The following is a 25,138-nucleotide window of genomic DNA, read 5'->3' on the forward strand; positions in this document are numbered from 1 at the left end:
TCTGTGACGATCACCGCACGCAATCGGTGTTAGCCTGAATCTGTGTTGTTTGGCGTGCTCCTCCTTAGCTGCCGCGACGAGTCCTAACCTCGGGCCTCCCTCGTCGCGGAGTTTGTCGTCGGCACCCCACCACTCGCGAGGAGAACACAGATCATGAAGAACACCCAGACCCCGTCTGCCATGCCGGTGCACAAGTACCGCCCGTACCACGAGCAGTTCCGCGTCGAACTGCCCGACCGCACCTGGCCAGGCACCCACATCACCCAGGCCCCGCGCTGGTGCGCCGTGGACCTGCGCGACGGCAACCAGGCGCTGATCGACCCGATGAGCCCGGAACGCAAGCGCATCATGTTCGACCTGCTGGTGCGCATGGGCTACAAGGAGATCGAGGTCGGTTTCCCGTCGGCCAGCCAGACCGACTTCGACTTCGTGCGCAGCCTGATCGACCAGGACGCCATCCCGGACGACGTCACCATCCAGGTGCTGACCCAGTCACGCGAACACCTGATCCGTCGCACCTACGAGTCGATCGCGGGAGCGAAACAGGCCATCGTGCACCTGTACAACTCGACCAGCGTGCTGCAGCGCGACGTCGTGTTCCGGCAGGACAAGCAGGGCATCATCGACATCGCCCTGAACGGCGCGCGCCTCTGCAAGGCAGCAGAGGCCAGCATCCCCGGCACCACCGTCTACTACGAGTACTCGCCGGAGAGCTACACCGGCACCGAGCTCGAATTCGCGCTGGACATCTGCAACCAGGTGATCGAGGTGTTCGAACCCACCCCGGAACGCAAGGTCATCATCAACCTGCCGTCCACCGTCGAGATGGCCACCCCGAACATCTACGCCGACTCGATCGAATGGATGAGCCGGCGCCTCGCCCACCGGGAGAACGTGATCCTGTCACTGCACCCGCACAACGACCGCGGCACCGCGATCGCCGCGGCCGAGCTCGGCTACATGGCCGGCGCCGACCGCATCGAGGGCTGCCTGTTCGGCAACGGGGAGCGCACCGGCAACGTCGACCTGGTCGCACTCGGCATCAACCTGTTCACGCAGGGCATCGACCCGCAGATCGACTTCAGCAACATCGACGAGGTCAAGCGCACCGCGGAGCACTGCAACCAGCTGCCCGTGCCCGAGCGCAGCCCGTGGGCCGGTGACCTGGTCTTCACAGCGTTCAGCGGCTCCCACCAGGACGCCATCAAGAAGGGTTTCGAGGCGATGGCAGCGGATGCCGCCGGTCGCGGGGTCACCGTCGATGACCTGGAGTGGGCGGTCCCGTACCTGCCGATCGACCCGAAGGACCTCGGTCGCAGCTACGAAGCCGTGATCCGGGTGAACTCGCAGTCCGGCAAGGGCGGCGTGGCCTACCTGCTGAAGACCGACCACGCCCTCGACCTGCCGCGGAAGCTCCAGATCGAGTTCTCCGGGGTCGTGCAGGCCAAGACGGATGCCGAGGGCGGCGAGGTCACCAGCGGGCAGATCTGGGAGATCTTCCAGGACGAATACCTGCCCGCGCACCACGCCGACGCCGACGCCAAGTGGGGCCGCTTCGAGCTGTACTCGACCCGGACCGCGAGCGACCTCTCCGGCTCCGTCGAGCTGACGGTCGACCTGCGTGACGGCGTGGACGTCGCCCCGGCCACGGGCGCCGGCAACGGGCCCATCGCCGCGTTCCTCGGCATCCTGGCCGAACGCGGCATCGAGGTCACGCTGTACGACTACGTGGAGCACGCGATGTCCGCCGGCGGCGACGCCACGGCCGCCGCGTACGTGGAGCTGGACGTCAACGGCAAGCGCTACTGGGGGGTCGGCATCGACGCGGACATCTCCACCGCCTCGCTCAAAGCCGTCGTGTCGTCGGTGAACCGGGGCATCCGTATTGCCTCAGGCGACCGCGAGTTCACCTCCGTCTAGCCCCGCCCACCCACGCGAACCTGCACTTGTTGGGGTTATGACGACGTCATAACCCCAACAAGTGCGTTCTCGCGTGGGGGTGGGTTTCGCGCGCCACGCGCGGGGGTACCTAGTCGTGGCGGCGACGGGCGACGGAGGCGGGTGCCCGCCAGCGCGGCCAGCTTCCGATCGCCCGCTGCTGCGGGAGCGTCCAGCCGAACCGGGCGGCGAGGATGCGGATGACCGTGGTCACGATGACGCAGACGATCGCGGCCACCGTGATCGGCACCTGCAGCAGGAACAGGACCACGAGCAACCCGCTGCCGACACCGGCCGCGACCGCGTAGAGCGAGCCGACGTGCATCACCGCGATCGGAACGTTCAGCATCACGTCCCGCACGATCGACCCGCCGACCGCCGACACCACGCCGACGAACAAGGCGGGCACCTCCGGCAGCCCCAGCGAGAGCGCCTTGGTGGTGCCGATCGCGGCGAACAGCCCGATTGTCACCGCGTCGAGCCCGACGATCAGAGGGTTCAGCCGGTTGAACAGGCTCTGCAGCAGCATCCCGAGCAGGGCGAACCCCGTCGCCACCGGTAGGTACCAGTTGCTCTGCAGCGCCGCGGGGATGCCGCCCAGCAGGATGTCGCGCAGCAATCCACCGCCGAGTCCCACCACCACGCCGATCATGGCGACGCCGAACAGGTCGAACCGGCGGTCGGTGAACCGCCCCGCGAACATCGCGCCCTGGATCGCCCCGATGGCGACGGCGGAGAGGTCGATCCACAGCGGGATGGTGAAGAGCGTCTCGGTCACGTCTAATCAGTACCACGTGCGAACGGCAACCGGTCCGGTTCGGCGCGGGCGGCGGCATCCGTCGCCCGGCGTGGGAGAATCGAATCGTGCCCGTTTACCGTGATGAAGCCGTCGTGCTGCGCACCCACAAGCTGGGTGAGGCCGACCGGATCGTCACCATGCTCACCCGGCAGCACGGCAAGGTGCGCGCGGTCGCCAAGGGCGTGCGACGCACCGCGTCCAAGTTCGGCGCCCGGCTTGAACCGTTCATGGTCGCCGACGTGCAGCTGTACGAGGGCCGGAGCCTCGACATCATCACCCAGGCCGAGTCCCTCGGCTCGTACGGCGCCCTGATCACCGCCGACTACCCGAGCTACACGGCCGCCAGCGCCATGGTCGAGACCGCAGACAAGCTTTCGGAGGCGGAGAGCTCGCTGCAGCAGTACCTGCTGCTGGTCGGCGCGCTCCGGTCGTTGTCGCGCAAGGAACACGGCGCCAGCCTCACCCTCGACTCCTACCTGCTGCGCGCCCTGTCCATGGCGGGTTGGGCGCCGAGCTTCCACGACTGCTCCCGCTGCGGCGTGGCCGGCGAACATTCCGCGGTGGTGGTACAGCTCGGCGGTGTGGTCTGCGACGGATGCGCCCCGCCCGGTTCCCCGCGGCTCGACACCGCGACCATCACGTTGCTCAGCGCGCTGCTGACCGGCGACTGGGAGCACGTCGAAAGCACCGCCGAGAGAACCCGCGCCCAGGCCACCGGGATCGTCGCCGCCTACACGCAGTGGCACCTGGAGCGGTCCTTGCGATCCCTGGAGCACGTGAGCCGTTGAGCGAGAAGAAGCGGGGCGACGCGCCCGGCGCGCCGAAACCGTTCACCCACAAGGACGCCGTCGCCTACCGGCCGCTGGGCTGGACCGGCCTCTACCCGCCGGCAGTGCCCGCGAAGGCGGTTCCCGAGCACGTGGCCGTGGTGATGGACGGCAACGGCCGCTGGGCCAACGCCCGCGGGCTCACCCGGATCGAGGGCCACAAGGCGGGGGAGGCGGCGCTCCTCGACGTGGTCGCAGGGGCGATCCAGATCGGGGTCAAGCACCTGAGCGTCTACGCGTTCTCGACCGAGAACTGGAAACGTTCGCCGGCCGAGGTGCGCTTCCTGATGGGATACAACCGGGACGTGCTGCACCGCCGTCGCGACCAACTGAACGAGTGGGGCGTGCGCATCCGCTGGGCCGGGCGGAAACCGAGGCTCTGGGCATCCGTCATCAACGAACTGCAGTTCGCCGAGCAGCTCACCAGCGGCAACGACGTGCTGACACTCACGATGTGCGTGAACTACGGCGGCCGCACCGAGATAACGGATGCCGTGCGCGCCTTGGCCGAGGACGTCGCCGCCGGCAGGCTGAAGCCGTCGGGGATCACCGAGAAGGCGATCGCCCGGCACCTGTACACGCCAGAGTTGCCCGACGTGGACCTGTTCGTGCGGAGCTCAGGGGAGCAGCGCACCAGCAACTTCCTGCTCTGGCAGAGCGCATACGCGGAGATGGTGTTCTTAGACACCCTGTGGCCGGACTTCAGCCGGGTCGACCTGTGGCACGCCGTGGAACTGTACGCCGGGCGCAACCGCCGTTACGGGGGCGCCGTCGACGCGCCCGCCCCCTGACCGCCCGCCCCCTGACCTCCCGCCCCATCGTCCGCCCGGTGGGGCGTGAGGTGTCACAAATCGACGTTCCGGGGCGCTTGGAAGGTCGATTTGTGACCCCTCACGGGGCGGGGCCGCGGGGGTGTGGCGGCGGGGCGGGAATACCGGAGCGATCGCTCCGGTTGTTGCCACGGTGAGTGAAACCATCAAAAGTGAAACCATCAAAGTAGACATCTGGTCCGACATCGCCTGCCCGTGGTGCTACATCGGCAAGCGCAAGTTCGAGTCCGGCGCCGCAACGTTCGCCGCCGAAGCGGGGGAGGACGCCCCCGACGTCGTGGTCGAGTACCACAGCTACGAGCTCTCACCGGACACCCCGGTGGACTTCGCCGGCAGCGAGATCGACTTCCTCGCCCAGCACAAGGGACTGCCGGCCGGCCAGGTGCAGGGCATGCTCGACCGCGTCACCGGCATCGCCGCCGACGTCGGCCTCGCCTACGACTACGACGCGCTCCAGCACACCAACACCGTCAAGGCTCACCAGCTGCTGCACTACGCCAAGGCCCACGGCGTCCAGCTGGCCGCCGTCGAGCGCCTGCTCAAGGCCTACTTCATCGAGGGCCACCACGTGGGCCGCATCGAGGACCTGGCCGACCTCGGGGCCGAGCTCGGTCTCGACCGCGGTGACATCATCCGCTCGCTGACAGAGAACGAGTACCTGCCCGCCGTGCGCGCCGACCAGGCCCAGGCCCAGGAGTACGGCATCAACGGGGTGCCGTTCTTTGTGATCGACGGCAAGTACGGCGTCTCCGGCGCGCAGGACCCTGCTACGTTTGCCCAAGTGCTCCAGCAAGTCTGGACCGAGAATTCCCCCACACCGACCCCAACGCAGGAGCAGAACGCATGAGCGACATCACCACCATCATCGAAGCCCCCGTCGAGACCGAGGGACGTCCCACCATCGAGCTGCTCGGCCAGGCCGAGGCCGGCGGATGCTGCGGTGGCGGTTCCTGCGGCATCTAGCCGTCAGTCTCCCTCCGGGTCGCTGATGTCAGCCACCGTCGCGTCGAACGCCCTCACCAGCGCATCGGCGTCGACGAAGGCGCTGAAGCCGTGTTCGCCGGCGCCCATCGACACCTCACGGCCGAGGATCGACGCATCCGCGAATACCGGCCATGCGGTGCTGCTGCCGAACGGCGTGATGGTGCCGCGGGCAAAGCCCGTGGCCTCAAGCGCCGCTGACGCGTCGGGCAGCGACAGCTTGTTCACCCCGACCAACGGCCGGAGCTTCGCCCAGGAGATCTTGCGTCCGCCGGGGATCAGGGCGAACAGGTAGTCGCCGTCGTGGCGCTTGACCACCAGCGTCTTGACGATGTCGCCGGGCTGGATGCCCATCAGTTCGGCGGCCTCCTGCAGGCTGTGGGCGACCGGGCGTGCCAGGATCCGTACCTCGACACCGCGTTCCGCGGCGTCCCTCAACACGCGCGCTTTTCCCTCGTTATGCACAGGCTGCGACGCATCGTTCATGACCCGACCCGGCTTTCTGGGAGAATTGGTGGTGATGATGACTCCCTCACCCACGATAAGCCAGGCAGCGGGCCCCAAAACCGGCGCGCTCCGCATCGGTCAACTGAGCCTCGACGTTCCGGTGATCCTGGCGCCCATGGCCGGCATCACCAACACCGCCTTCCGCCGGCTGTGCCGGGAATTCGGAGCGGGCCTGTACGTGAGCGAGATGATCACGTCGCGGGCGCTGGTCGAACGCACCCGGGAGTCAATGCGGCTGATCACCCACCACGAGAGCGAGACCACGCGCTCGATCCAGCTGTACGGCGTCGATCCGAAGACCGTTTCAGAAGCGGTCACCATGCTCGTGGCCGAGGACCGCGCCGATCACATCGACCTCAACTTCGGCTGCCCGGTGCCCAAGGTCACCCGCAAAGGCGGCGGCTCCGCCCTGCCCTGGAAGCTCCGACTGTTCCGCCAGATCGTCGAAGCCGCGGTCACCGCCGCGGGCGACCTGCCGCTCACCGTGAAGATGCGCAAGGGCATCGACTCAGACCACCTCACCTACCTCGAGGCAGGCAAGGCCGCGGAAGGCGCCGGCGTTGCCGCCATCGCCCTGCACGCCCGCACCGCCGCCGAATTCTACTCCGGGCAGGCCGACTGGTCGGCCATCGCAACCCTCAAGAACACCATCACCAGTGTGCCGGTGCTCGGCAACGGCGACATCTGGTCCGCCGACGATGCGCTGCGCATGGTGAGGGAGACCGGCTGCGACGGCGTCGTCGTCGGCCGCGGGTGCCTCGGCCGCCCGTGGCTGTTCGGGGACCTCGCTGCGGCGTTCAGGGGGCAGGCCGACGGCGGCGACGCGAGCGCCGGCATCCGCCCTGACCTCGGCCAGGTCGCCCGCACCTTCCGCCGGCATGCCGAGCTGCTCGCCGAGTTCTTCGAGAGTGAGGAACGCGGATGCCGGGACATCCGCAAGCACGTGGCCTGGTACTTCAAGGGGTATCCGGTCGGGGGAGACCTCCGCGCCAGCCTCGCGACCGTGGAATCGCTGGCCCAGCTGGACGACCTGCTCGGCACCCTCGACTGGACCCAGCCGTACCCCGGGGTGGGCGCCGAGGGTCCGCGCGGACGCGCCGGCACCCCGAAGAAGCCGGCACTGCCGGCGGGCTGGCTGGACTCCCGTGAGCTCGCCGGCGCCGAACGGGCCAACCTCACCGAGGGCGAAGGGGATACCAGCGGTGGATGACCGGTCCGGCTACAGCGAGTTCGACCAGGAGCGGGCGCACCCCGAAGAGCACACCTCCGGGCGCAGCGACTTCGCCCGCGACCGGGCCAGGCTGCTGCACTCCTCGGCCCTCCGCCGGCTGGCGGCCAAGACCCAGGTGCTCAGCCCCACCGCCGGCCTCGACTTCGCCCGCAACCGGCTCACCCACTCCCTCGAGGTCGCGCAGATCGGCCGGGAACTGGCAATCCGGCTGGGGCTGGACCCGGACATCGTCGACACCGCCTGCCTGGCCCACGACATCGGGCATCCGCCGTTCGGCCACAACGGCGAACGCGCGCTGAACACCTGGGCGAACGACATCGGCGGCTTCGAAGGCAACGCCCAGACACTGCGGCTGCTCACCCGGCTGGAGCCCAAGGTGTTCGGGCCTGACGGGGAGAGCTTCGGACTCAACCTCACCCGGGCCAGCCTGGACGCCAGCTGCAAGTACCCGTGGCCGGAGGACTCCTCGGTCGCCGACCCCAGCGGTCGCGCCAAGTTCGGCTTCTACCAGGACGACCTGGCCGCCTTCGAATGGCTGCGCCGCGGCGCCCCCGACCGCCGGCTGTGCATCGAGGCCCAGGTCATGGACCTCTCCGACGACATCGCGTACTCGGTGCACGACTTCGAGGATGCCGTGTTCAGCGGATACATCGACGTCGCGGCCCTCGGCAGCAGGGTCGACCACGACGGCTTGGTGTCGTCGATGTACGAATGGATCGGCGGGGCGGTCTCCCACGAGGAGCTCATCGCCGCGTTCGATCGGCTCGACACCCTCGACGTCTGGTTCGACAGCTGGGACGGCGGCCGGATCGACCAGGGCCGGCTCAAGAATCTCACCAGCCAGTTGATCGGCCGGTTCTCCGGCGCCGCGGTGAAGGCCACCCGGGCGGCCCACCCGGATCTCGACGGGCTCGATCACCGGAACCTCATCCGCTTCGCCGGTTCTGTCGTCGTGCCGAGGGAGATCCAGGCGGAGATCGCGGTGCTGAAGGGCATCGTCGCCGCCTTCGTGATGTCGACCACGACCCGGAAGCCGATCTACACGCAGCAGCGGCAGGTGCTCACGCTCCTCGCCGACGTTCTGCTCGCCGCCGGGGACCAGCACCTCGACCCGGGGTTCCGGGAGGACTGGCGCGCCGCATCCGACGCCGCCGGGCGCAAGCGGGTCATCGTCGACCAGGTCGCCAGCCTCACCGACCAGTCGGCCCTGGCCTGGTACGAACGCCTCGTCCAGTCCTGATCCGCGTCCACCCGTCCGCGACCACGCGTGTGCATCCCCGTTCCCGACCCCCACGCCCGTCTTCACCGTCCGCGAACCTGCACTTGTTGGGGTCATGAGGCTCCTATAACCCCAACGAGTGCGTTTTCGGCGGAGGGGGGAAGGCACTCAGCGGTTCTAACTTAGGATTACGCTATGGCAGGCCTGATTCGACAAAGCGACATCGAAGAGGTCAAGGCCCGCACCAACATCGCCGACATCGTCGGGGACTATGTGAGCCTCAAGTCGGCGGGCGTCGGCTCGATGAAGGGATTGTGCCCGTTCCACGACGAGCGCAGCCCCAGCTTCCACGTGCGCCCGCAGGTCGGTTTCTACCACTGCTTCGGCTGCGGGGAATCCGGGGACGTGTACTCGTTCCTCCAGAAGATGGACCACGTCAGCTTCTCCGAGGCGGTGGAGCGCCTCGCCGGCCGCGTCGGGCTCGAACTGCACTACGAAGACGGGAGCGGCGCCGCGCCCGACCACGGCAACCGGGCCCGCCTGCTCGCCGCCAACCAGGCCGCCGCCGAGTTCTTCGTCGAGAAGCTCGGCAGCCCGGGCGCCGACGTCGGCCGCACCTTCCTCGGCGAGCGCGGTTTCGACTCCCTGGCTGCCGAACGGTTCGGGATCGGCTTCGCCCCGAAGAGCTGGGACGAACTCACGGGCCACCTGCGTGGGCGCGGCTTCAGCACCGAGGAGCTCACCCTCTCCGGTCTGGTCTCCGCCGGGGACCGGGGGGTCTACGACCGGTTCCGCGGTCGGCTGGTCTGGCCGATCCGCGACATCACCGGGCAGACCATCGGCTTCGGCGCGCGCAAGCTGCTCGACGACGACAAGGGCCCCAAATACCTCAACACCCCGGAGACGCCGGTCTACCACAAGGCGCAGGTGCTCTACGGCCTGGACCTGGCCAAGCGCGACATCTCCCGCAGCCACCAGGTGGTCGTTGTCGAGGGGTACACCGATGTGATGGCCTGCCATCTGGCCGGCATCACGACGGCCGTCGCCACCTGCGGCACCTCTTTCGGCGTCGACCACATCAAGGTGCTCCGCCGCGTGCTCGGTGACGACAGCGGCCTGGGCGAGGTCGTGTTCACGTTCGATCCGGATGCCGCCGGGCAGAAAGCCGCGGTGCGCGCGTTCGGCGAGGAACAGCGTTTCGCCGCACAGACCTTCGTCGCGGTGGCGCCGGAGGGCCTGGACCCGTGTGACCTGCGCCTGAAGCGCGGCGATGACGCCGTGCGCCGTCTGATCGACGCCAAGAAGCCGATGTTCGAATTCATGATCCGGCAACTGCTCGGCCAGTACAACCTCGACACCGTCGAAGGACGGGTGGCCGCCCTCCGCGCCGCCGCGCCGGTGGTGAGCGACATCCGCGACCCCTCGCTGCGTCCCGGCTACACCCGGGAGCTCTCGCGCCTCCTCGGCGTGGACCTCGCAGACGTGACCAGGGCGGTGACCGCCGCCCAGCACCGGACGCGTTCCAGCGACCCGGGGGCAGGCTCCACGCCGCGGCAGGCCGGGACGCCGGCCGAGCCGGCACCCCGTGAGCAACCGTTCTCACTGGTGGAACTGCCGATCGACCCGGCCACCCGCCTGGAGCGGGACGCGCTGATGGCGATGCTGCAGCATCCGTCGCTGATCGGGGTGGACCTCCTGCAGCGCGCGACCCAGACCACGTTCGGCAACCAGTCGCTGGCCGTCGTGAGCAACGGCATCGCCGCCAGCGTCGCCCATGCCGCCGACCAGGACTGGCTCGACCGGGTCCTGGCCGAGGTCCCCGCGCCGCTCGCGAACCTGGTGCAGCAGCTCGCCGTCGCCCCGCTTCCCGAGCGCACCGAACGGGAGATCACCCGGTACGTCCGCGATATCACCATCGCCTTGGTCGACCGGGAACTCCTGCGCCTCAAGGCCGAACTCCTCGGCCGCCTGCAGCGAGCGGATGCCGCCAACCGCGAGGTCTACTCGACCCTGCAGCGGGAACTGGTGCGGGTCGAGGCTGAGCGCCGGAGTCTCCGCGAAGAGTAAGCCGCCGGCTTCGTCCGTTGATTGCAGGTCGGTAAAGAAGCGTCGCCGCGCTATCAGTCCACGCTCGTTATGTGCTACTTCTAGGTGAACAGCAATGCATTGTTGCGTTTTTTCACGGTGCAGTGCATGAGACTCCAAACAGGAAGAGGTTTACGGATATGACATCCGCATCCACAAATGGCAAGCGCGCTTTCGCTTTCGCCGCGGCTTTCGCCGCCGCAGCGCTCGTGCTCGCCGGCTGCTCCACCGGCGGATCAACCGGTGGCAGCACGACCAGCGGCGGCCCCCTCACCATCGGGACCACCGACAAGGTCACCACGCTCGACCCGGCTGGCTCCTACGACAACGGTTCATTCGCCGTCCAGACCCAGGTCTTCCCGTTCCTGATGAACGCGCCGTACGGCACCGCGGATGTTGAACCGGACATCGCCACCAAGGCGGAGTTCACCACCCCGACGGAATACACGGTGACCTTGAAGCCCGGCCTCAAGTGGGCAAACGGCAACAAGCTGACGTCGTCCGATGTCAAGTTCAGCTTCGACCGCCAGGTGAAGATCGCCGACGACAACGGCCCCTCGTCGCTGCTCTACAACCTCGACAGCACCGAGGCCAAAGACGACACCACCGTCGTCTTCCACCTCAAGGCTCCCAACGACCAGGTCTTCCCGCAGATCCTCACCAGCTCAGCCGGCGGCATCGTCGACGAGGACTCCTTCTCGCCGGACGCGGTCACCCCCGACGCCGACATCGTGAAGGCGAAGGCGTTCGCCGGCCCGTACACGATCACCAGCTACGACTTCAACAACCTGATCTCGTATAAGGCGAACCCCGACTACCAGGGTCTCCTCGGCAAGCCGAAGACGGATGTCATCAACGTCAAGTACTACGCCGAGACCTCGAACCTCAAGCTCGACGTGCAGGAAGGCAACATCGATGTGGCGTTCCGCAGCCTGTCTGCGACCGACATCGACGACCTGCGCGGCAACGACAAGGTCAAGGTCGTCGACGGCCCCGGCGGCGAGATCCGCTACATCGTCTTCAACTTCGACACCCAGCCGTACGGCGCGACGACCGCTGATGCCGACCCGGCCAAGGCCCTCGCGGTCCGGCAGGCCGTCGCCGACGTCGTCGACCGCAAGGAAATCGCCGACCAGGTCTACAAGGGCACCTACACCCCGCTGTACTCCTACGTTCCGGCCGGCCTCACAGGTGCGACCGAGGTCCTGAAGGACCTCTACGGCGACGGCAACGGCGGTCCGGATGTGGACAAGGCGAAGTCGGCCCTCGAGACAGCCGGCGTGACCCTGCCGGTGGCGCTCAAGCTGCAGTACAACACTGACCACTACGGCCCCGGTTCGGCAGACGAGTACGCCCTGATCAAGGACCAGCTGGAGGCATCAGGCCTGTTCAAGGTGGACCTGCAGTCCACCGAGTACGTGCAGTATGTCAAAGACCGGACGGCGGATGTCTACCCCGCCTACCAGCTCGGCTGGTTCCCGGACTACTCCGACGCCGACAACTACCTGACGCCGTTCTTCCTCACGAAGAACTTCATCTCCAACCACTACAGCGACCAGGAAGTCAACGACCTGATCCTGAAGCAGGCGGTCACTGAAGACGCGGGCGAGCGCACCAAGCTCATCGAGGAGATCCAGGCCAAGGTGGCGGCCCAGCTGTCCACCGTGCCGCTGCTCCAGGGTGCGCAGGTTGCCGTGACCGGGACCGACGTCAAGGGCGCCAGCGACACGCTTGACGCGTCATTCAAGTTCCGCTACGCGGCCCTGTCGAAGGGCTGACGCGATCGCGTTAGAGTTTTCTTAGCTTGACTGAGGGGGCATCCAGTTGCGATCAGCTGGATGCCCCAACTCTTGTGCAACCGTGAGGTAGGAATGACCACTGTGGCAACGAAGCCGGAACAGGCCGCCCGGCCTGCCGGCCGCAAACGACCCTCGGGCGGTGGGCTCGGCCGGTACATCGGCGTTCGCTTCCTGCTGATCTTCCCGACCATTTTCATCCTGGTCTCGATGGTGTTCTGGCTGATGAGAGCCACCGGCGACCCGATCACCGCCGCACTCGGCGGACGGCTCGGGCCCGAACAGCTGGCCGAGCGAATCCACGCCGCAGGCTACGACCGGCCGATCCTGGTGCAGTACGTCGAGTACCTCGGTCAAATCTTCACCGGCAACTTCGGCACCACCATCAGCACCAACCGCCCGGTCACGGAGGTGCTCACGACCTATGGCGTGGCCACGGCCGAGCTCGCGTTTTACGCGCTGATCGTCGCGTTCATCGTCGGCATCCCGCTCGGAATGGTGGCCGCCTACTGGCGGGACAAGGCGCCGGACGCGTTCCTGCGCGTCTTCGCCATCCTCTGCTACGCCACCCCGGTGTTCTTCTCCGGTCTGCTGTTCAAGCTCGTCTTCGCCGTCTGGTTCAAGGTGCTTCCGGTCGCCGGCCGCGCCACGACCAGCTCCGAACTGCAGATGCAGGTGCTGCCGAACAAGACCGGCGTCTACACGATCGACGCCATCCTGACCGGCAACAGCGAGGTCCTCCTCGACGTTCTCAGCCACGCGGTGCTGCCGGCACTTGCGCTGGGACTGCTGACGGCGGGCGTGTTCCTCAGGCTCGTGCGCACCAATGTGATCGGCACCCTCGGCACCGACTACGTCGACGCCGCACGGTCGCGCGGCGTCAACGAATTCCGGCTGGTCAGCAAGCACGCCTACCGCCCCGCGCTCATCCCGATCATCACCGTGATCGGACTCCAGATCGCGCTACTCCTCGGCGGAGCGGTGCTCACCGAGACGACGTTCGAATGGAAGGGCCTCGGCTTCATGCTCGCCGAGTTCCTCAAGGCGCGTGACTTCGTCGCGGTGCAGGGCATCGTCGCCCTGCTGGCCGTGATCGTCGCCCTCTCCAATTTCATCGTGGACATCATTGCCGCACTGATCGACCCGAGAGTGAGGTACTGATCATGGCATCAGCCACCGCCAGCCCGCCGGCGCCGGTCACGAACGGCGGATACCGCAAGCGTCGCCTGGTCGACCGCCTGCCGATCGTGCACCAGCTCCGCCAGAGCGTCGGACTGCAGCGCGGAATGCTCGTGGCCGGGATCGTCATCACCGGAGTCTTCATCCTCACCGCCGTGTTCGCGCCGGTGCTGGCTCCATTCAGGTACAACCAGCTGCGCGCTGACGGGGTGAGCTTCGGCGCCCAGCAGCCGCCCAGCGGCGCGCACCTCCTCGGCACGACCGTCGGTGGCTACGACGTGCTCTCCCGGGTGATCTGGGGGGCGCAGACAGCGCTCTTCGTCATCGTCGTCGCCGTCATCCTGTCGATCTTCGCCGGCGTGATGCTCGGCCTGGTCTCCGGGTACTTCGGCGGCTGGCTGGACCGTGTGCTCGTCGTCGTCTGCGACGCTGTGTACGCGTTCCCGTCCCTGTTGCTGGCCATCGTGATGTCGATCGTGATCTCCGGCGGCCGGTCCGACCTGATCGGCGGCATCTTCGCTGCGGCCATCTCGATCACCGTAGTGTTCATCCCGCAGTACTTCCGGGTGATCCGCGCCGAGACCGTGCGTATCAAGGCCGAGGCCTATGTCGAGTCGGCGCGGGTGCTCGGCGCGAGCAACAGCCGGATCATGTTCCGGCACGTGCTGCGCAACGCCACCCGCACTCTGCCGCTGATCTTCACGCTCAATTCGTCGGAGGCGATCCTCACCCTGGCCGGCCTCGGCTTCCTCGGCTTCGGCATCGAGCCGAGCGCCGCCGCCGAGTGGGGGTATGACCTCAACAAGGCGCTATCGGACGTTACCAGTGGTATCTGGTGGACCTCCGTGTTCCCGGGTGCCGCGATCGTGCTGGTGGTCCTCGGCGTCACCCTCGTCGGTGAGAGCCTGAACGACCTGGCCGACCCGCGGCTGCGCGGCCGGCGTGCCGTCACCTCCGGTGTCGCCGGTGAGACATCCGTCGTGCCCGGCGGAGCGCTGACCGCCGGACCCGGCGGGGTCGACGGGCTCGAACTTTATCCAGGCAAGCGTGGAGATGGGATTGTGCCCTGATGAGTGACGTCGTTACAATCACGGACCTCGCGGTCTCGTTCGCCACCGATGCCGGCGCCGTGCGCGCGGTGGACGGGGTGAGCCTCTCGGTCGCCCCCGGCGAAGTGCTCGCCATCGTCGGCGAGAGCGGCAGCGGCAAGACCGTGACCGCCAAGACCATCCTGGGGCTGCTGCCGGAGACCGCCACCGCGCGCGGCGCGATCGTCCTCAGCAGCAAGGACGGCCTGACCGAGAACAACATCGTCACCATCTCCAAGGCACAACTGCGGCAGGTGCGCGGCACCGACGTGTCAATGGTGTTCCAGGAGCCCTCCACGGCGCTGAACCCCGTCTACACGGTGGGCTGGCAGATCGCGGAGGGGATCCGCGCGCACGGCCAGTTCAGCCGCAAGGAGGCCAGGGCGAAGGCCATCGAAATCCTCGGCAAGGTCGGTATCCCCGACCCGGAGACCCGGGTCAACTACTACCCGCACCAGTTCTCCGGCGGGCAGAAGCAGCGCGTCGTGATCGCCATGGCGCTGGTGCTCGACCCCGGCCTGATCGTCGCCGACGAACCGACCACGGCGCTGGATGTGACGGTGCAGGCAGAGATCCTGGACCTGCTCCGCACCGTACGCGACGAATTCGGGACCGCCATCGTGCTCATCACCCACAACATGGGCGTGGTCGCCGACCTCGCGGACCGGGTCGCCGTGATGTACCAGGGCAAGGTCGTCGAAGAGGCGGCCGCGCAGACCTTGTTCAGCTCGCCGCAGAACAACTACACCAAGAAGCTTCTTGCCGCCGTGCCGCACGTGGGACAGGGCGTGGATCGCGCCGCCGTGCGCGCCAGCGAACGCGCGCCGGGTTGGGCCGCCGCCGAGCCGGTGGTGGTCGCCACAGACCTGCGCATCGAGTATCCCGGCCGGCTCGGTCGGCACGGGTTCACCGCCGTGGACGGGGTCAGTTTCGCCATCCGGCCGGGCGAGGTGCTGGGCCTGGTCGGTGAGAGCGGCTCCGGCAAGACCACGATCGGGCGGGCCATCGCCGGCCTCACCCGCATCACGGACGGGTCGCTGCGGGTTCTCGGCCATGAGATGAACGGGTTCCGGGAGCGGGAGTTCAAGAGGTTGCGCAGCGACATCGGTTTCGTCTTCCAGGACCCGGCGTCGAGCTTCAACCCGCTCCTGACCATCGCCGAGTGCGTGGCAGAGCCGCTGGTGGTCCACCGCAGGGCGGCCAACGCGGCATCCGCTCGCGCCCGCGTCGACGACCTGCTGGAAGCGGTGCAGCTGCCGCGCGCGTACGGCGACCGGTACCCGCACGAACTCTCGGGCGGCCAGCGGCAGCGCGCCAGCCTGGCCAGGGCGCTCGCGCTTGAACCGGCACTGCTGATAGCCGACGAGCCCACCAGCGCCCTCGACGTGTCGGTGCAGGCCAGCGTGCTCGAGCTGTTCGCCGAACTGCAACGCGAGTTCGGGTTCGCGGCCCTGTTCATCAGCCACGACCTGGCCGTGATCGACATCCTCGCCGACCGGATCGCGGTGCTCTACCGGGGCAAACTGGTCGAGGAGGGGACCGGGGCAGAGGTCCTCGGCAACCCGCAGGATCCGTACACCAGGAGGCTGCTGGCCTCGCTGCCGGTGCCAGACCCGGCGGAGCAGACCGTTCGACGTGAAGGACTGCGCCGCCTGCGCGCGGCAGGATAGGGGTATGGCCCCACACGACGACCTCGCGGTCAACACCAGCGACCTCACGATCGAATACCCGCCGCACGGCGCGAGCCCGGCGTTCGTGGCCGTTCACGGCCTGACCCTGAAGATCGCGCCCGGCGAGGTCCTGGGCCTCCTCGGGGAAAGCGGGTCCGGCAAGAGCACGCTGGCACGGGTGCTCTCCGGTAACGCATTCTCGGGGTCGTTCGGAAGCAGCTCAGCGGATGTTCGCCCGGTCATCACCGGGGGAGAGGCCACAGTCCTCGGGTTCCCGCTGCGCCGGATCAGCCGGCGGAAGCTTACCCGGCTCACCTTCGGCGTTGGGCTCCTGGCCCAGGACGCCTCCGAAACCCTGCCACCCACCATGACCGTCGCAGAAATCGTGGCCGAGCCGGTGCTCGACCGTGACAAGCAATACAACCGGAAGGCCCTGGCGACCCGCGTGGCCACCATGGTGGACGCCGTGCGCCTGCCGCTGTCCGTGCTCGGCACATTCCCCTACGAACTCAGCAGCGGGCAACGGCAGCGGGTGGCCCTGGCCCGCGCGCTGGTCTTCGGCCCGGCGTTGTTGATCGCAGACGAGCCGACCGCCGGGGTCGACGTGACAGTGCGGAACGCCGTCATCGACCTGATCGGCGAACTGCAGCGCGAACGGTCGTTCTCCGCCCTGGTGATCAGCCACGACCTCGCGGTACTCCGTCGGGTCGCCGACCGCATCGGGGTCATGCACCAGGGCGTGCTGGTGGGCCTCGGCACCATCGACGAGGTCTTCGACGACCCGTGGCATCCGTATGTCGCCGGCCTCGGCGCGGCACTGCGGCGGCACTCCGACGAGGACGACGGCGAGGACGACGGCGAGGACCAGGAGGAGCGCGGTGAGCGCCAGGAGGTCGACCATCGTGTCGACGAGTCCTGACACCGTCGCGTTCATCGAGGACCAGCTGGCCGGCCTCACCGTGCGCACCCGGCCGATGTTCGGCGAATACGGGATCTACTGCGACGGGAAGGTCGTCGGGCTCATCTGCGGCGACGCCCTCTTCCTGAAGCCGACAGACGCCGATCCGGCCCTGTTCGCCCGCACCGAACTCGCGCCGCCCTATCCCGGCGCGAAGGAGTATCACCGGGTTCCGGGCGACGCACTCGAGGACCGCGACTGGCTGGGGCAGGCGGTCCAAGCCACCGCCGACGCGCTCCAGGCTCCGAAACTGAAGCCGTTGCCGAAGGACACCAACGAGATGAAGCCGTACCCGCGGCCGCCCGCCCGATGAACGCCCAGCACCGCGCCGTCGTCCCCTCCGGCGGGCCCCTTCCCGCCGACAGCCGACCGACGCCGGGCCCGATCGCCGTGCTGCCGGTGCCCGGACCGGCAGGGGACCCCGTGGAGGCTGCCCGCTGGCGGCTCTTCAGGGCCACGGTCCGGGGCGCCGGAGGCGACCCGGCCGCCCTCTCCGCCGACACCCGCGGGCTGGTCTGGCTCTCCTACGCCCGAGCCGCGGAGCTGGGCGACACGCTCGCCGCGAACCCCCAGGTCGAATGGGTGCAGCTGCCGTGGGCCGGCGTCGACGCCTTCGCCCCCATTCTTGCCGCACAGTCCAGACCCGGCCTCCTCTGGACCAGCGCCAAGGGCGCCTACGCCCAGCCGGTCGCCGAACACGCCCTGGCGCTGGCGCTCGCCCTGCTCCGGGTGCTGCCGAAGCGCGCCCGCGCCACGAGGTGGAATGCCACGCCGGAGGGCAGGTCCCTCTACGGCCGCCGGGTGGCCATCATCGGGGCCGGCGGCATCGCGCACGAGCTGATCCGGCTGCTCGCCCCGTTCGACACCCGCATCACCGTGGTCAGGCGGCGCGCCGACCCCGTTCCTGGCGCGGCGGACACCGTGCAAACGGATGCGCTGGCCGACGTTCTCCCGACCATCGACGTGGTCGTCGTGGCTGCCGCGCTCACCACCGGCACCCGGCACCTGATCGGCGCGGCGGAGCTCGCGCTCCTTCCGCCCGATGCGATCCTCGTCAACATCGCCCGCGGGCCCCTCGTCGACACCGACGCGCTCGTCCACACGTTGGCGACCGGCGGCATCGCCGGCGCGGCGCTCGACGTGACCGATCCCGAGCCGCTCCCGGCGGGGCATCCGCTGTGGAGCGAACCGCGCTGCCTGATCACCCCGCACATGGCCGACACGCCCGAGATGACCGCGCCGCTGCTCGCCGAGCGCATTCGGCTCAATGTGCGCGCCTTCCTCGGCGACGGCGACTTTGTGGGGGTCGTGGACCCCGCGGAAGGCTATTGACCGGGGTCACTTCTTCGCTCGGGACTGTACCCGCTCGGCGAACTTCTGGATCCGATCGCCGTATCCTCCGCTGAGGGCCTTGGTCCTGATGGCAGTCGCGTCGGTTGCGATGTCGCCGCCCGAGGCCCCCTTCAGCGCCGTGAGATCGGTCTGCAGCGCCGCGGGCAGGGCGGCGAACCGCGCGGGATGCTTGTCGATGATCGTCGCTGCCAGCTTTTGTGCGCGCGTCGCAAAGTTGGTTCGAGCACGCACGTCGACCGCGATCTCGCGTGCGAGCGCGCTCCGATGCAGCCCGAGCTGCGGAGAGGGACTTCCGGTAGCAGACGGAGTGGGCGTTGACGTGTCGGCGAATGCGGTCGTGGTTCCGGCGACTCCCAGGCCGACGACGGCGGCGGTGCCGAGCGCTGCGGCCAAGGCGATCGTGCTCCGTCGGCGACCTCGCGGGTGCCGGGCGTGCCGGGTGGACGAGGGTGACGGGGCGGACGAGGGTGACGGGGCGGACGAGGGTATTGAAGCGTGCGGGAACGCGGTCATGGTGGGTCCTTTCGACGAGCCGACCAGCGTGTGCTGTGGCCCCGGTGGGGTCCGGAACAACGTCCACACTCTCAGGTCAATGATCGGTTTTCGTTCGGCGATTGTTCGAGGACTGTCAAGAGTGCCGGCGCAGCACCAGGGTGAGGCCTGAGCGGCTGCTGCGGCGCCCACTCGGGCTTAGATTTGCCTCATGGGCGAGAAGACGGGCGATAAGCGCGGGCTGGTCGTGGTTGTCGAAGATGACCGGTCGATCGCCGACATCGAGCGCCTCTACCTGACCCGGGCGGGGTTCGGCGTGCACGTTGAGGCCAACGGCGAACGCGGCCTCGCCGAAATCAAGAGGCTACGGCCGGTTGCGGTTGTGCTCGACGTGGGTTTGCCGGGTCTTGACGGAATCATGATTTGTCGGCTGATGCGCGATGCCGGCGACTGGACACCGGTTGTCTTCGTGACCGCGCGCGACGACGAGGTCGACCGGATCCTGGGGCTCGAACTCGGAGCCGACGACTACGTGACCAAACCGTTCTCACCGCGTGAACTCGTCGCCCGGATCACGGGAATACTCCGCCGCACGGCTGGTGCCCCCGACACTCGGGCTCTGACCGTGGGCGAGGTGACGATCGACGTCCACCGGCGCACAGTATCGGCCTCCGGGTGCCCCGTTGAGCTGACGGCCACAGAGTTCGATCTTCTCGCATACCTGTGCAGCAGTGTGGGCCGGGTGTTCACCCGCGACCAGCTTCTCTCGGCGGTGTGGGGACAGGCGAACTACAGTGGCGCTCGAACCGTCGATGTGCATGTCGCGCAGCTTCGGGCGAAGCTCGGCGAGGCCAGTCCGATTCGAACTTCCCGCGGCGTCGGGTACGCCGCGACGGATGCCCCGCCCCAGCGCGATCCGTTGCACCCGCCGACGGGAGCCGGGTTGTGAAGCGGTGGCTGGCCTCCCTTTCCGGCCGGATAACGGTGATGAGCGTCACCGTTGTGGTACTGGCCGTCGCCGTGACGGGCGCGATCGCCTTCCCGCTGATCCGTTCAGCCGGGGTGGAGCAGGCGCGCAACCTCCTGTCCCAGGCAGCCGACGAGTTCAGCGCTCTTCGCCCGTCTTCCTTCGCGCTTGATCGGCGCCAGCAACGCCTCCTCGACCGTGGTGACTACTCGTTCACGCTGATCGGCCCCAATGGCGTTGTATCCGGTGGAACGTCGACCCCCCTGACGACGAGACAGGTCAACCGAGTATTGGCCGGCGACTCGGTGTCGACCACCGTTTCCACCGGCGGAACGCGCGTGCTCGTGGAGGCGAGGCCGACCAGGTCCGGCGGCGCGATCGTTCTCTCGCGAGGCCTCGACACCGTCTACGCTGCCTCGGGGCAGACGGTGGCGCGTCTCGCCCTGGCGCTCGGAATCGGTTTCGCCCTGGCGATCCTGATCGGCACCTCGCTCGCGCGGCGCATCGCCCGCCCCCTGGTCGTCGCGGCCGCCGCTGCACGCAAACTCGCGGCGGGAGAGCGCTCCGTCGGCCTGCCCGAAAGCTCCGTCACGGAAGTCGCGGAAGTTTCGAAGGCGCTCGCAACACTCGACACCGCGCTGTCCACGAGCGAGGGCCGCCAACGGGAATTCCTACTCTCAATCTCGCACGATATCCGGAGTCCGCTCACGGCACTTCGCGGTTACGGCGAGGCGCTCGCTGATGGTCTGGTCGACCAGTCTGAGCTTCGCCACGTCGGGGAGACCCTGGCGGCGGAAACCGAACGCCTGAACCGCTTCGTTACCGACCTGCTCGAGTTGGCACGGTTGGGGGCGGACGACTTTCAACTTCACCCCACCCGGCTCGACTTCGCCGGACTCGCGGGCGAGGTGGAACGGGCTTGGACCGCACAATGCGCGCAGAACGGCATCCGCTTGAGCACTGAGCGACCCTCGCATCCGGTCATCGCCCGCGCCGACCCCCAACGGGTGCGGCAGATCCTCGACAACCTGCTCGACAACGCCGTGCGAGCCACCCCTGCAGGCTCACCCATCGTTATCGCCGTGCGAGAAAGCGGACCGGACGCGATCGTCGAGGTTCGTGACAGCGGCCCCGGCCTCAGCGCAGGCGATCGATCCGTCGCTTTCGACCGCGGAGCGCTCTACGAACGGTATCGAGACGTGCGTGCCGTCGGCAGCGGCCTGGGACTTTCCATCGCTGCCCGCCTCGCGACGCGAATGGGCGGAATGCTCTTGGTCGATGCTGCACCCGAAGGCGGCGCGTGCTTTCGTTTGGAGCTGCCACGGGGTGAGGCAGATCGCGGGCCGACACGCCCGGGATGACCGCTGGACGGGCTGAAGAGCGCCCTCGATTTGGCGCACGGCCAACCTTTGGTAAAGTAGCAACGCTGTTCAAGCAGTAATCCTCGATAGCTCAATTGGCAGAGCAGCCGGCTGTTAACCGGCAGGTTGTTGGTTCGAGTCCAACTCGGGGAGCGAAAGGCCACCAAGGGCTCCACCCCTGGTGGTCTTTTTGTTTCGCGACATTTGTGCACCGAGAAGGGCGTGGGCATGACCGGCTGGACCATCCTCAGCGGGGTGCTCGTCGTTGTCGTCATCGTGTTGCTGGTGTTGTGGCTGCGGGCGGTGCGCCAGGTCCGCCGCACGAACTTCGACCGCACCACGGCCGAACGCACCCGGATCGACCTCGAGTTGTCGCTGGCCGAACAGCAGGGCCGGCTGGGCATCATCCGTGAGCTGCAGGACGTCGCCGTGCTGTCGGTGTCGCGCCTGATCACCCGCGCGGAGGGCGCCCGCTACACCGCAGAGAGCGACCCGTCCACCGCGGTGCGGGCGGCGACGGCGCTGGTCGACGACGGGCGCGGCGCCCTGGCCGATATGCGGCGGGTGCTCACCATCGCCCGCGAGGGCGAGTCCGTCGCCACCTCCCGCCCGGGGCTGCCGTCCGCCCGTGACCTGTTCCGGGTGATGCGGGATGCCGGCCTGGTCGTCGACTTCGTCGAGACCGGGGAACGTTTCCCGCTGAAGCCCGGCGCCGAACTCGCGATCTTCCGGATCCTCCAGGCCTCCCTCGCCAACACCCTCGGCCACGGCGGAGTCGGCACCGAAGCCCGGGTCTCCTTCGGCTGGACCCAGGACGGCCTCAAGCTGCAGATCGACGACGACGGCATCCGCGCCGCCGCGCGCCGTGCCGAGGCGGCGTCGTCGACGGCAGGGCCAGTGGATGCTGCCGGCCCGGTTTCCGGATACACGATCGACGACGACCTGGCGGCGCTCACCGAGAGCATCTCCGGGGCGGGCATCACACAAATGCGGGAGCGGGCCCAGCTGTTCGGTGGCGTGTTCAACGCCGGCACCGTTCCCGGTGTCGGATTCTCGGTTTCGGTCGTGTTCCCGTCGCTGCGGTTCCACAACGGCGTGCACGGCGTTGACCTGGCCCGGCGCTGATGTCGACGTGCTGCGGCGCGGAAGCGATGGGGACGAAGCGATGAACACCGGTGCCGTGGGCGCCGACGCAGAACCCGCCGCCAGGCGGGAGGCGATCAGGGATGGCCTGGCCGTCGGGATCGCGACCGCCGCCTACGGGATCTCCTTCGGCGCCCTCGCGGTTGCGGCCGGGCTCGACATCTGGCAGACCTGCTTCATCAGCCTGGTGATGTTCTCCGGCGGTTCCCAGTTCGCCCTGGTGGGGGTGCTGGCCGGCGGCGGAACCGCGGCCGGGTCTGCCGCCATCGCCAGTGCCGCGCTCCTGGGCACCCGCAACGGGATCTACGGCATCCGCACCGGGCCGATCGTGGGCCGCGGCTGGTGGAAGCGCATCATCGCCGCCTGGATCACGATCGATGAGTCCACCGCCGTCGCCCTCGCCCAACCGACCGCGAAGAGCCGCCGCGTCGGCTTCTGGGTCACCGGCCTGGCCGTGTTCATCGGGTGGAACCTGACCACCCTCGCCGGCGCCATGATCGGAGACGCCATGGGCGACACCAGCGCGTACGGGCTCGACGCGGCAGCCGCCGCCGCGTTCGTCGGGCTCCTGTGGCCACGGCTGAAGCGGCTGCAGGCCCGAGCCGTCGCTGTCGTCGCGGCCGTGGTCGCAGCCCTGCTGACGCCGGTGCTTATGCCCGGCCTGCCGGTTCTCGTCGCCGCCGTGGTCGCCATCGTCGTGGGTGTGTTCAACCTGCTGGGCCGACCGGCATCCGCTGCACCGGCGGCAGGGCCGGCTGCGCCCGACGCGGGGACCCACACGACCGGGACGGGCGAACCGGCATGACACTGTGGCAGATCATCATCCTGGCGTCGATCGCGTGCCTGGCGATCAAGATGGCCGGCTACCTGGTACCGCCGTCGCTGCTGGCGAAACCGGCGGCGGCCCGCACCGCGGACCTGCTCACCGTCGCCCTGCTCGCGGCCCTGATCTCGGTGCAGACCCTGGGCCACGGCGAGTCCATCGTCGTCGACGCCCGAGTGCCGGCCGTGATCGTCGCGGCGGGCCTGTTCGCCCTCCGGGTGCCGTTCATCGTCGTGGTCGTCGTGGCGGCAGTGGTGGCCGCGGGCATCCGCGCGCTCACCTGACCGGCTGGCCCGGGCCTACGCGTCCAGGGCGTCGACGCCCGGCAGCCAAGTCAGTCCTGGCACGCCCCAGCTGCGCTTTCGGGTGACCTTCGCGGCCAGCTTGGCGTACGGATGCTCGAGCCGGTCGACGTACAGCGTTCCGTCGAGGTGGTCGAACTCGTGCTGGAAGATGCGCGCCAGCCAACCGTGGGCCGGGATCTCGAACGGGTTCTGGTCCAGATCCACCGCACGCAGGACGGCATGCGCGGACCGCAGCAACGGGAACCGCTCCCCGGGGAATGAGAGGCACCCTTCGACGTCCTCATCGTCGTCGGCTTCACCGGCCGGGACGGGCGTGATCCACAACTCGGGGTTGATGGCCACCCCGCGCCACGGGTGGTCATTGTCGTCCGTGTAGCCGAACGTGAACACCCGCAACGACACACCCACTTGCGGCGCGGCCAGGCCAACGCCCGGCGCGGCATCCATGGTGTCGAACATGTCGTTCACCAGTGTGCGCAGATCGTCGTTGAAATCGACGACGGGAGCTGCGGGGGAGTGGAGAACAAGGTCACCTGAAATTACTATCGGTCGCACGGCCATTCAGCAAGAATATCGGGCAGGTTCTGGATAGGGTCGTTGCGTGACCCCCGACTTGACTGATCTCGCCGCGGAGATCACGATCGATCCCAGGCAGGCCATCGGCATTCCCCTCGCGCTCATCGGCGCGGTATTCCTGTCGCTCGGCGCCCAGTTCCAGCATCGGGGGGTCAACAAGGTCGAGGCCAACACGGTCGAGATCACCGGTGGTTTGAACACACGCCAGCTCCGCCTGCTGCTCGCCCGGCCATCCTGGGTCTTCGGCACCGTCATGCTGGGGCTGGCGATCGTGCTGCAGCTGACCAGCCTGAACTTCGCCCCGCTGATCGTGGTGCAGCCGCTCGGCGCGATCGCGCTCGTGATGACGACCATCCTGAACGCGCGGGTGAGCAAGGTCAGCCCGACGCGGGCATCCCTGGTCGCCATCGCCCTGTGCATCGGCGGCGTCGGCTTGTTCGTCACGGTTGCCGCGTTCACGGCCGTTGACAAGGCCGTCACGGATGCGAACCTGGTGACGATCCTGATTATGCTCGGGATCGTGCTGGTGGCATTCGGATTTGCGTTCTTCTTCCTGCGCAACCGGTTCAAGGCGATCTTTTATATCATCGGCGCCGGCGTGGTCTACGGTTTTGTCGCCACCCTGGCGAAGGTCATCATCAACCGGGTGCAGCACGGTAATTTCGAGTGGCTGACGCTCACCTGTGTGCTGGGGCTGCTGCTCGCCGCCGGGGTCGGCGCCTACTTCGTACAGAATGCCTACGCCTCGGGGCCGCCCGACCTGGTCATCGCCGGTCTCACCGTGGTCGATCCGCTGGTCGCCGTTGGCATTGGAATCGTGGTGCTTGGTGAGGCCTCACAGGCGCCGCTCTGGGCATCAATCGTCTTCGTGGTGGCCGGACTCATTGCCATCTGGGGCGTTTTCCTGCTCGCCAAGTACCACCCGCAGTCCGAAAACTGACCAGCGCACGCACGCTCCGATGTGTGCGCGCTGGGCGTGGCTGGCTCCTCTCACGCGCGGTCGGTTTAGA

General features: G+C 68.2%; 24 protein-coding genes and 1 tRNA gene. 21 read left to right on the forward strand and 4 right to left on the reverse strand.

Annotated features, from left to right (window positions below; all coding sequences use genetic code 11):
* Positions 1-153 precede the first annotated feature (153 nt).
* Positions 154-1,920: a 2-isopropylmalate synthase gene (leuA, locus tag AB4Y94_RS10360; protein ID WP_441727734.1), complete on the forward strand. Its 1,767-nt coding sequence runs from the start codon at positions 154-156 to the stop codon at positions 1,918-1,920.
* Between the two features lie 109 nt (positions 1,921-2,029).
* On the opposite strand, the gene AB4Y94_RS10365 is transcribed toward leuA, so the two are convergent.
* Positions 2,030-2,716, reverse strand: coding sequence for a trimeric intracellular cation channel family protein (locus tag AB4Y94_RS10365; RefSeq protein WP_441727735.1), 687 nt, complete (start codon positions 2,714-2,716; stop codon positions 2,030-2,032).
* A gap of 86 nt (positions 2,717-2,802) precedes the next feature.
* On the opposite strand from AB4Y94_RS10365, the gene recO reads away from it, so the two are divergent.
* The 3 genes from recO to AB4Y94_RS10380 all read left to right on the forward strand — a co-directional run bounded on the left by recO (position 2,803) and on the right by AB4Y94_RS10380 (position 5,241).
* Positions 2,803-3,525 (forward strand): DNA repair protein RecO, encoded by a 723-nt coding sequence (gene recO, locus AB4Y94_RS10370; RefSeq protein ID WP_441727736.1) that lies wholly within the window; start codon positions 2,803-2,805, stop codon positions 3,523-3,525.
* Positions 3,522-4,355, forward strand: coding sequence for an isoprenyl transferase (locus AB4Y94_RS10375; protein WP_441727737.1), 834 nt, complete (start codon positions 3,522-3,524; stop codon positions 4,353-4,355). The genes recO and AB4Y94_RS10375 overlap by 4 nt, the downstream gene beginning before the upstream one ends.
* Before the next feature lie 172 nt (positions 4,356-4,527).
* Positions 4,528-5,241 (forward strand): DsbA family oxidoreductase, encoded by a 714-nt coding sequence (locus AB4Y94_RS10380; protein ID WP_441727738.1) that lies wholly within the window; start codon positions 4,528-4,530, stop codon positions 5,239-5,241.
* A 119-nt stretch (positions 5,242-5,360) separates the two neighbouring features.
* Here the strand turns inward: AB4Y94_RS10380 and AB4Y94_RS10385 are convergent, their stop codons facing one another.
* Positions 5,361-5,861, reverse strand: a complete 501-nt coding sequence (locus tag AB4Y94_RS10385) for an aminoacyl-tRNA deacylase (protein WP_441727739.1) — start codon at positions 5,859-5,861, stop codon at positions 5,361-5,363.
* A 37-nt stretch (positions 5,862-5,898) separates the two neighbouring features.
* Here AB4Y94_RS10385 and dusB point away from each other — a divergent pair, with 37 nt between their 5' ends.
* The 10 genes from dusB to AB4Y94_RS10435 all read left to right on the forward strand — a co-directional run bounded on the left by dusB (position 5,899) and on the right by AB4Y94_RS10435 (position 18,440).
* A complete protein-coding gene (gene dusB / locus AB4Y94_RS10390) occupies positions 5,899-7,092 on the forward strand; it encodes a tRNA dihydrouridine synthase DusB (RefSeq protein ID WP_441727740.1) in 1,194 nt (397 codons plus the stop codon).
* A complete protein-coding gene (locus tag AB4Y94_RS10395) occupies positions 7,085-8,353 on the forward strand; it encodes a deoxyguanosinetriphosphate triphosphohydrolase (RefSeq protein ID WP_441727741.1) in 1,269 nt (422 codons plus the stop codon). The genes dusB and AB4Y94_RS10395 overlap by 8 nt, the downstream gene beginning before the upstream one ends.
* A 174-nt stretch (positions 8,354-8,527) precedes the next feature.
* On the forward strand, positions 8,528-10,399 hold the full coding sequence (gene dnaG / locus AB4Y94_RS10400; protein ID WP_441727742.1) for a DNA primase: 1,872 nt from the start codon (positions 8,528-8,530) through the stop codon (positions 10,397-10,399).
* Between the two features lie 158 nt (positions 10,400-10,557).
* Positions 10,558-12,195, forward strand: coding sequence for an ABC transporter substrate-binding protein (locus AB4Y94_RS10405; RefSeq protein WP_441727743.1), 1,638 nt, complete (start codon positions 10,558-10,560; stop codon positions 12,193-12,195).
* A gap of 93 nt (positions 12,196-12,288) precedes the next feature.
* Complete coding sequence (locus AB4Y94_RS10410; protein WP_441727744.1) at positions 12,289-13,374, forward strand: ABC transporter permease; 1,086 nt, start codon at positions 12,289-12,291, stop codon at positions 13,372-13,374.
* A gap of 2 nt (positions 13,375-13,376) precedes the next feature.
* A complete protein-coding gene (locus AB4Y94_RS10415; protein WP_441727745.1) occupies positions 13,377-14,462 on the forward strand; it encodes an ABC transporter permease in 1,086 nt (361 codons plus the stop codon).
* On the forward strand, positions 14,462-16,150 hold the full coding sequence (locus AB4Y94_RS10420) for a dipeptide ABC transporter ATP-binding protein (protein ID WP_441727746.1): 1,689 nt from the start codon (positions 14,462-14,464) through the stop codon (positions 16,148-16,150). Before AB4Y94_RS10415 ends, AB4Y94_RS10420 begins: the two co-directional genes overlap by 1 nt.
* 4 nt (positions 16,151-16,154) lie before the next feature.
* A complete protein-coding gene (locus tag AB4Y94_RS10425; protein ID WP_441727747.1) occupies positions 16,155-17,069 on the forward strand; it encodes an ATP-binding cassette domain-containing protein in 915 nt (304 codons plus the stop codon).
* Positions 17,053-17,421 carry a TfoX/Sxy family protein gene (locus AB4Y94_RS10430; protein ID WP_441727748.1) on the forward strand — a complete coding sequence of 123 codons (369 nt, stop codon included), beginning with the start codon at positions 17,053-17,055 and terminating at the stop codon, positions 17,419-17,421. The genes AB4Y94_RS10425 and AB4Y94_RS10430 overlap by 17 nt, the downstream gene beginning before the upstream one ends.
* On the forward strand, positions 17,418-18,440 hold the full coding sequence (locus AB4Y94_RS10435) for a D-isomer specific 2-hydroxyacid dehydrogenase family protein (protein ID WP_441727749.1): 1,023 nt from the start codon (positions 17,418-17,420) through the stop codon (positions 18,438-18,440). Before AB4Y94_RS10430 ends, AB4Y94_RS10435 begins: the two co-directional genes overlap by 4 nt.
* Before the next feature lie 6 nt (positions 18,441-18,446).
* On the opposite strand, the gene AB4Y94_RS10440 is transcribed toward AB4Y94_RS10435, so the two are convergent.
* Entirely contained in the window at positions 18,447-18,974 is a 528-nt protein-coding gene (locus tag AB4Y94_RS10440; protein ID WP_441727750.1) for a hypothetical protein, read from the reverse strand.
* 190 nt (positions 18,975-19,164) lie between these two features.
* Here AB4Y94_RS10440 and AB4Y94_RS10445 point away from each other — a divergent pair, with 190 nt between their 5' ends.
* The 6 genes from AB4Y94_RS10445 to AB4Y94_RS10470 all read left to right on the forward strand — a co-directional run bounded on the left by AB4Y94_RS10445 (position 19,165) and on the right by AB4Y94_RS10470 (position 23,531).
* Positions 19,165-19,902, forward strand: coding sequence for a response regulator transcription factor (locus AB4Y94_RS10445; RefSeq protein WP_441727751.1), 738 nt, complete (start codon positions 19,165-19,167; stop codon positions 19,900-19,902).
* A gap of 38 nt (positions 19,903-19,940) precedes the next feature.
* Entirely contained in the window at positions 19,941-21,281 is a 1,341-nt protein-coding gene (locus tag AB4Y94_RS10450; RefSeq protein WP_441727752.1) for a sensor histidine kinase, read from the forward strand.
* 80 nt (positions 21,282-21,361) lie between these two features.
* Positions 21,362-21,434, forward strand: a tRNA-Asn gene (locus tag AB4Y94_RS10455).
* 75 nt (positions 21,435-21,509) lie between these two features.
* Positions 21,510-22,406 (forward strand): sensor histidine kinase, encoded by an 897-nt coding sequence (locus AB4Y94_RS10460; RefSeq protein WP_441727753.1) that lies wholly within the window; start codon positions 21,510-21,512, stop codon positions 22,404-22,406.
* A 40-nt stretch (positions 22,407-22,446) separates the two neighbouring features.
* Complete coding sequence (locus tag AB4Y94_RS10465) at positions 22,447-23,229, forward strand: AzlC family ABC transporter permease (protein WP_441727754.1); 783 nt, start codon at positions 22,447-22,449, stop codon at positions 23,227-23,229.
* Complete coding sequence (locus AB4Y94_RS10470) at positions 23,226-23,531, forward strand: AzlD domain-containing protein (RefSeq protein ID WP_441727755.1); 306 nt, start codon at positions 23,226-23,228, stop codon at positions 23,529-23,531. Before AB4Y94_RS10465 ends, AB4Y94_RS10470 begins: the two co-directional genes overlap by 4 nt.
* Positions 23,532-23,546: 15 nt before the next feature.
* Here the strand turns inward: AB4Y94_RS10470 and def are convergent, their stop codons facing one another.
* Positions 23,547-24,113, reverse strand: coding sequence for a peptide deformylase (gene def / locus AB4Y94_RS10475; RefSeq protein ID WP_441727756.1), 567 nt, complete (start codon positions 24,111-24,113; stop codon positions 23,547-23,549).
* 40 nt (positions 24,114-24,153) lie between these two features.
* Between def and AB4Y94_RS10480 the strand changes: the two genes are divergently transcribed.
* Entirely contained in the window at positions 24,154-25,068 is a 915-nt protein-coding gene (locus tag AB4Y94_RS10480; RefSeq protein ID WP_441727757.1) for a DMT family transporter, read from the forward strand.
* Positions 25,069-25,138 lie beyond the last annotated feature (70 nt).

The sequence above is a fragment of the Glaciibacter sp. 2TAF33 genome, assembly GCF_052114945.1.
GTDB lineage: Bacteria > Actinomycetota > Actinomycetes > Actinomycetales > Microbacteriaceae > Cryobacterium.

What these genes read in the sequence shown, in the direction of transcription:
- leuA (WP_441727734.1), top strand. Translation starts at nt 154, where the DNA reads ATGAAGAACACCCAGACCCCGTCTGCCATGCCGGTGCACAAGTACCGC.
- AB4Y94_RS10385 (WP_441727739.1), bottom strand. Translation starts at nt 5,861, where the DNA reads ATGAACGATGCGTCGCAGCCTGTGCATAACGAGGGAAAAGCGCGCGTG.
- dusB (WP_441727740.1), top strand. Translation starts at nt 5,899, where the DNA reads ATGACTCCCTCACCCACGATAAGCCAGGCAGCGGGCCCCAAAACCGGC.
- dnaG (WP_441727742.1), top strand. Translation starts at nt 8,528, where the DNA reads ATGGCAGGCCTGATTCGACAAAGCGACATCGAAGAGGTCAAGGCCCGC.
- AB4Y94_RS10405 (WP_441727743.1), top strand. Translation starts at nt 10,558, where the DNA reads ATGACATCCGCATCCACAAATGGCAAGCGCGCTTTCGCTTTCGCCGCG.
- AB4Y94_RS10410 (WP_441727744.1), top strand. Translation starts at nt 12,289, where the DNA reads ATGACCACTGTGGCAACGAAGCCGGAACAGGCCGCCCGGCCTGCCGGC.
- AB4Y94_RS10415 (WP_441727745.1), top strand. Translation starts at nt 13,377, where the DNA reads ATGGCATCAGCCACCGCCAGCCCGCCGGCGCCGGTCACGAACGGCGGA.
- AB4Y94_RS10420 (WP_441727746.1), top strand. Translation starts at nt 14,462, where the DNA reads ATGAGTGACGTCGTTACAATCACGGACCTCGCGGTCTCGTTCGCCACC.
- AB4Y94_RS10425 (WP_441727747.1), top strand. Translation starts at nt 16,155, where the DNA reads ATGGCCCCACACGACGACCTCGCGGTCAACACCAGCGACCTCACGATC.
- AB4Y94_RS10435 (WP_441727749.1), top strand. Translation starts at nt 17,418, where the DNA reads ATGAACGCCCAGCACCGCGCCGTCGTCCCCTCCGGCGGGCCCCTTCCC.
- AB4Y94_RS10440 (WP_441727750.1), bottom strand. Translation starts at nt 18,974, where the DNA reads ATGACCGCGTTCCCGCACGCTTCAATACCCTCGTCCGCCCCGTCACCC.
- AB4Y94_RS10445 (WP_441727751.1), top strand. Translation starts at nt 19,165, where the DNA reads ATGGGCGAGAAGACGGGCGATAAGCGCGGGCTGGTCGTGGTTGTCGAA.
- AB4Y94_RS10450 (WP_441727752.1), top strand. Translation starts at nt 19,941, where the DNA reads ATGAGCGTCACCGTTGTGGTACTGGCCGTCGCCGTGACGGGCGCGATC.
- AB4Y94_RS10460 (WP_441727753.1), top strand. Translation starts at nt 21,510, where the DNA reads ATGACCGGCTGGACCATCCTCAGCGGGGTGCTCGTCGTTGTCGTCATC.
- AB4Y94_RS10465 (WP_441727754.1), top strand. Translation starts at nt 22,447, where the DNA reads ATGAACACCGGTGCCGTGGGCGCCGACGCAGAACCCGCCGCCAGGCGG.
- AB4Y94_RS10470 (WP_441727755.1), top strand. Translation starts at nt 23,226, where the DNA reads ATGACACTGTGGCAGATCATCATCCTGGCGTCGATCGCGTGCCTGGCG.
- def (WP_441727756.1), bottom strand. Translation starts at nt 24,113, where the DNA reads ATGGCCGTGCGACCGATAGTAATTTCAGGTGACCTTGTTCTCCACTCC.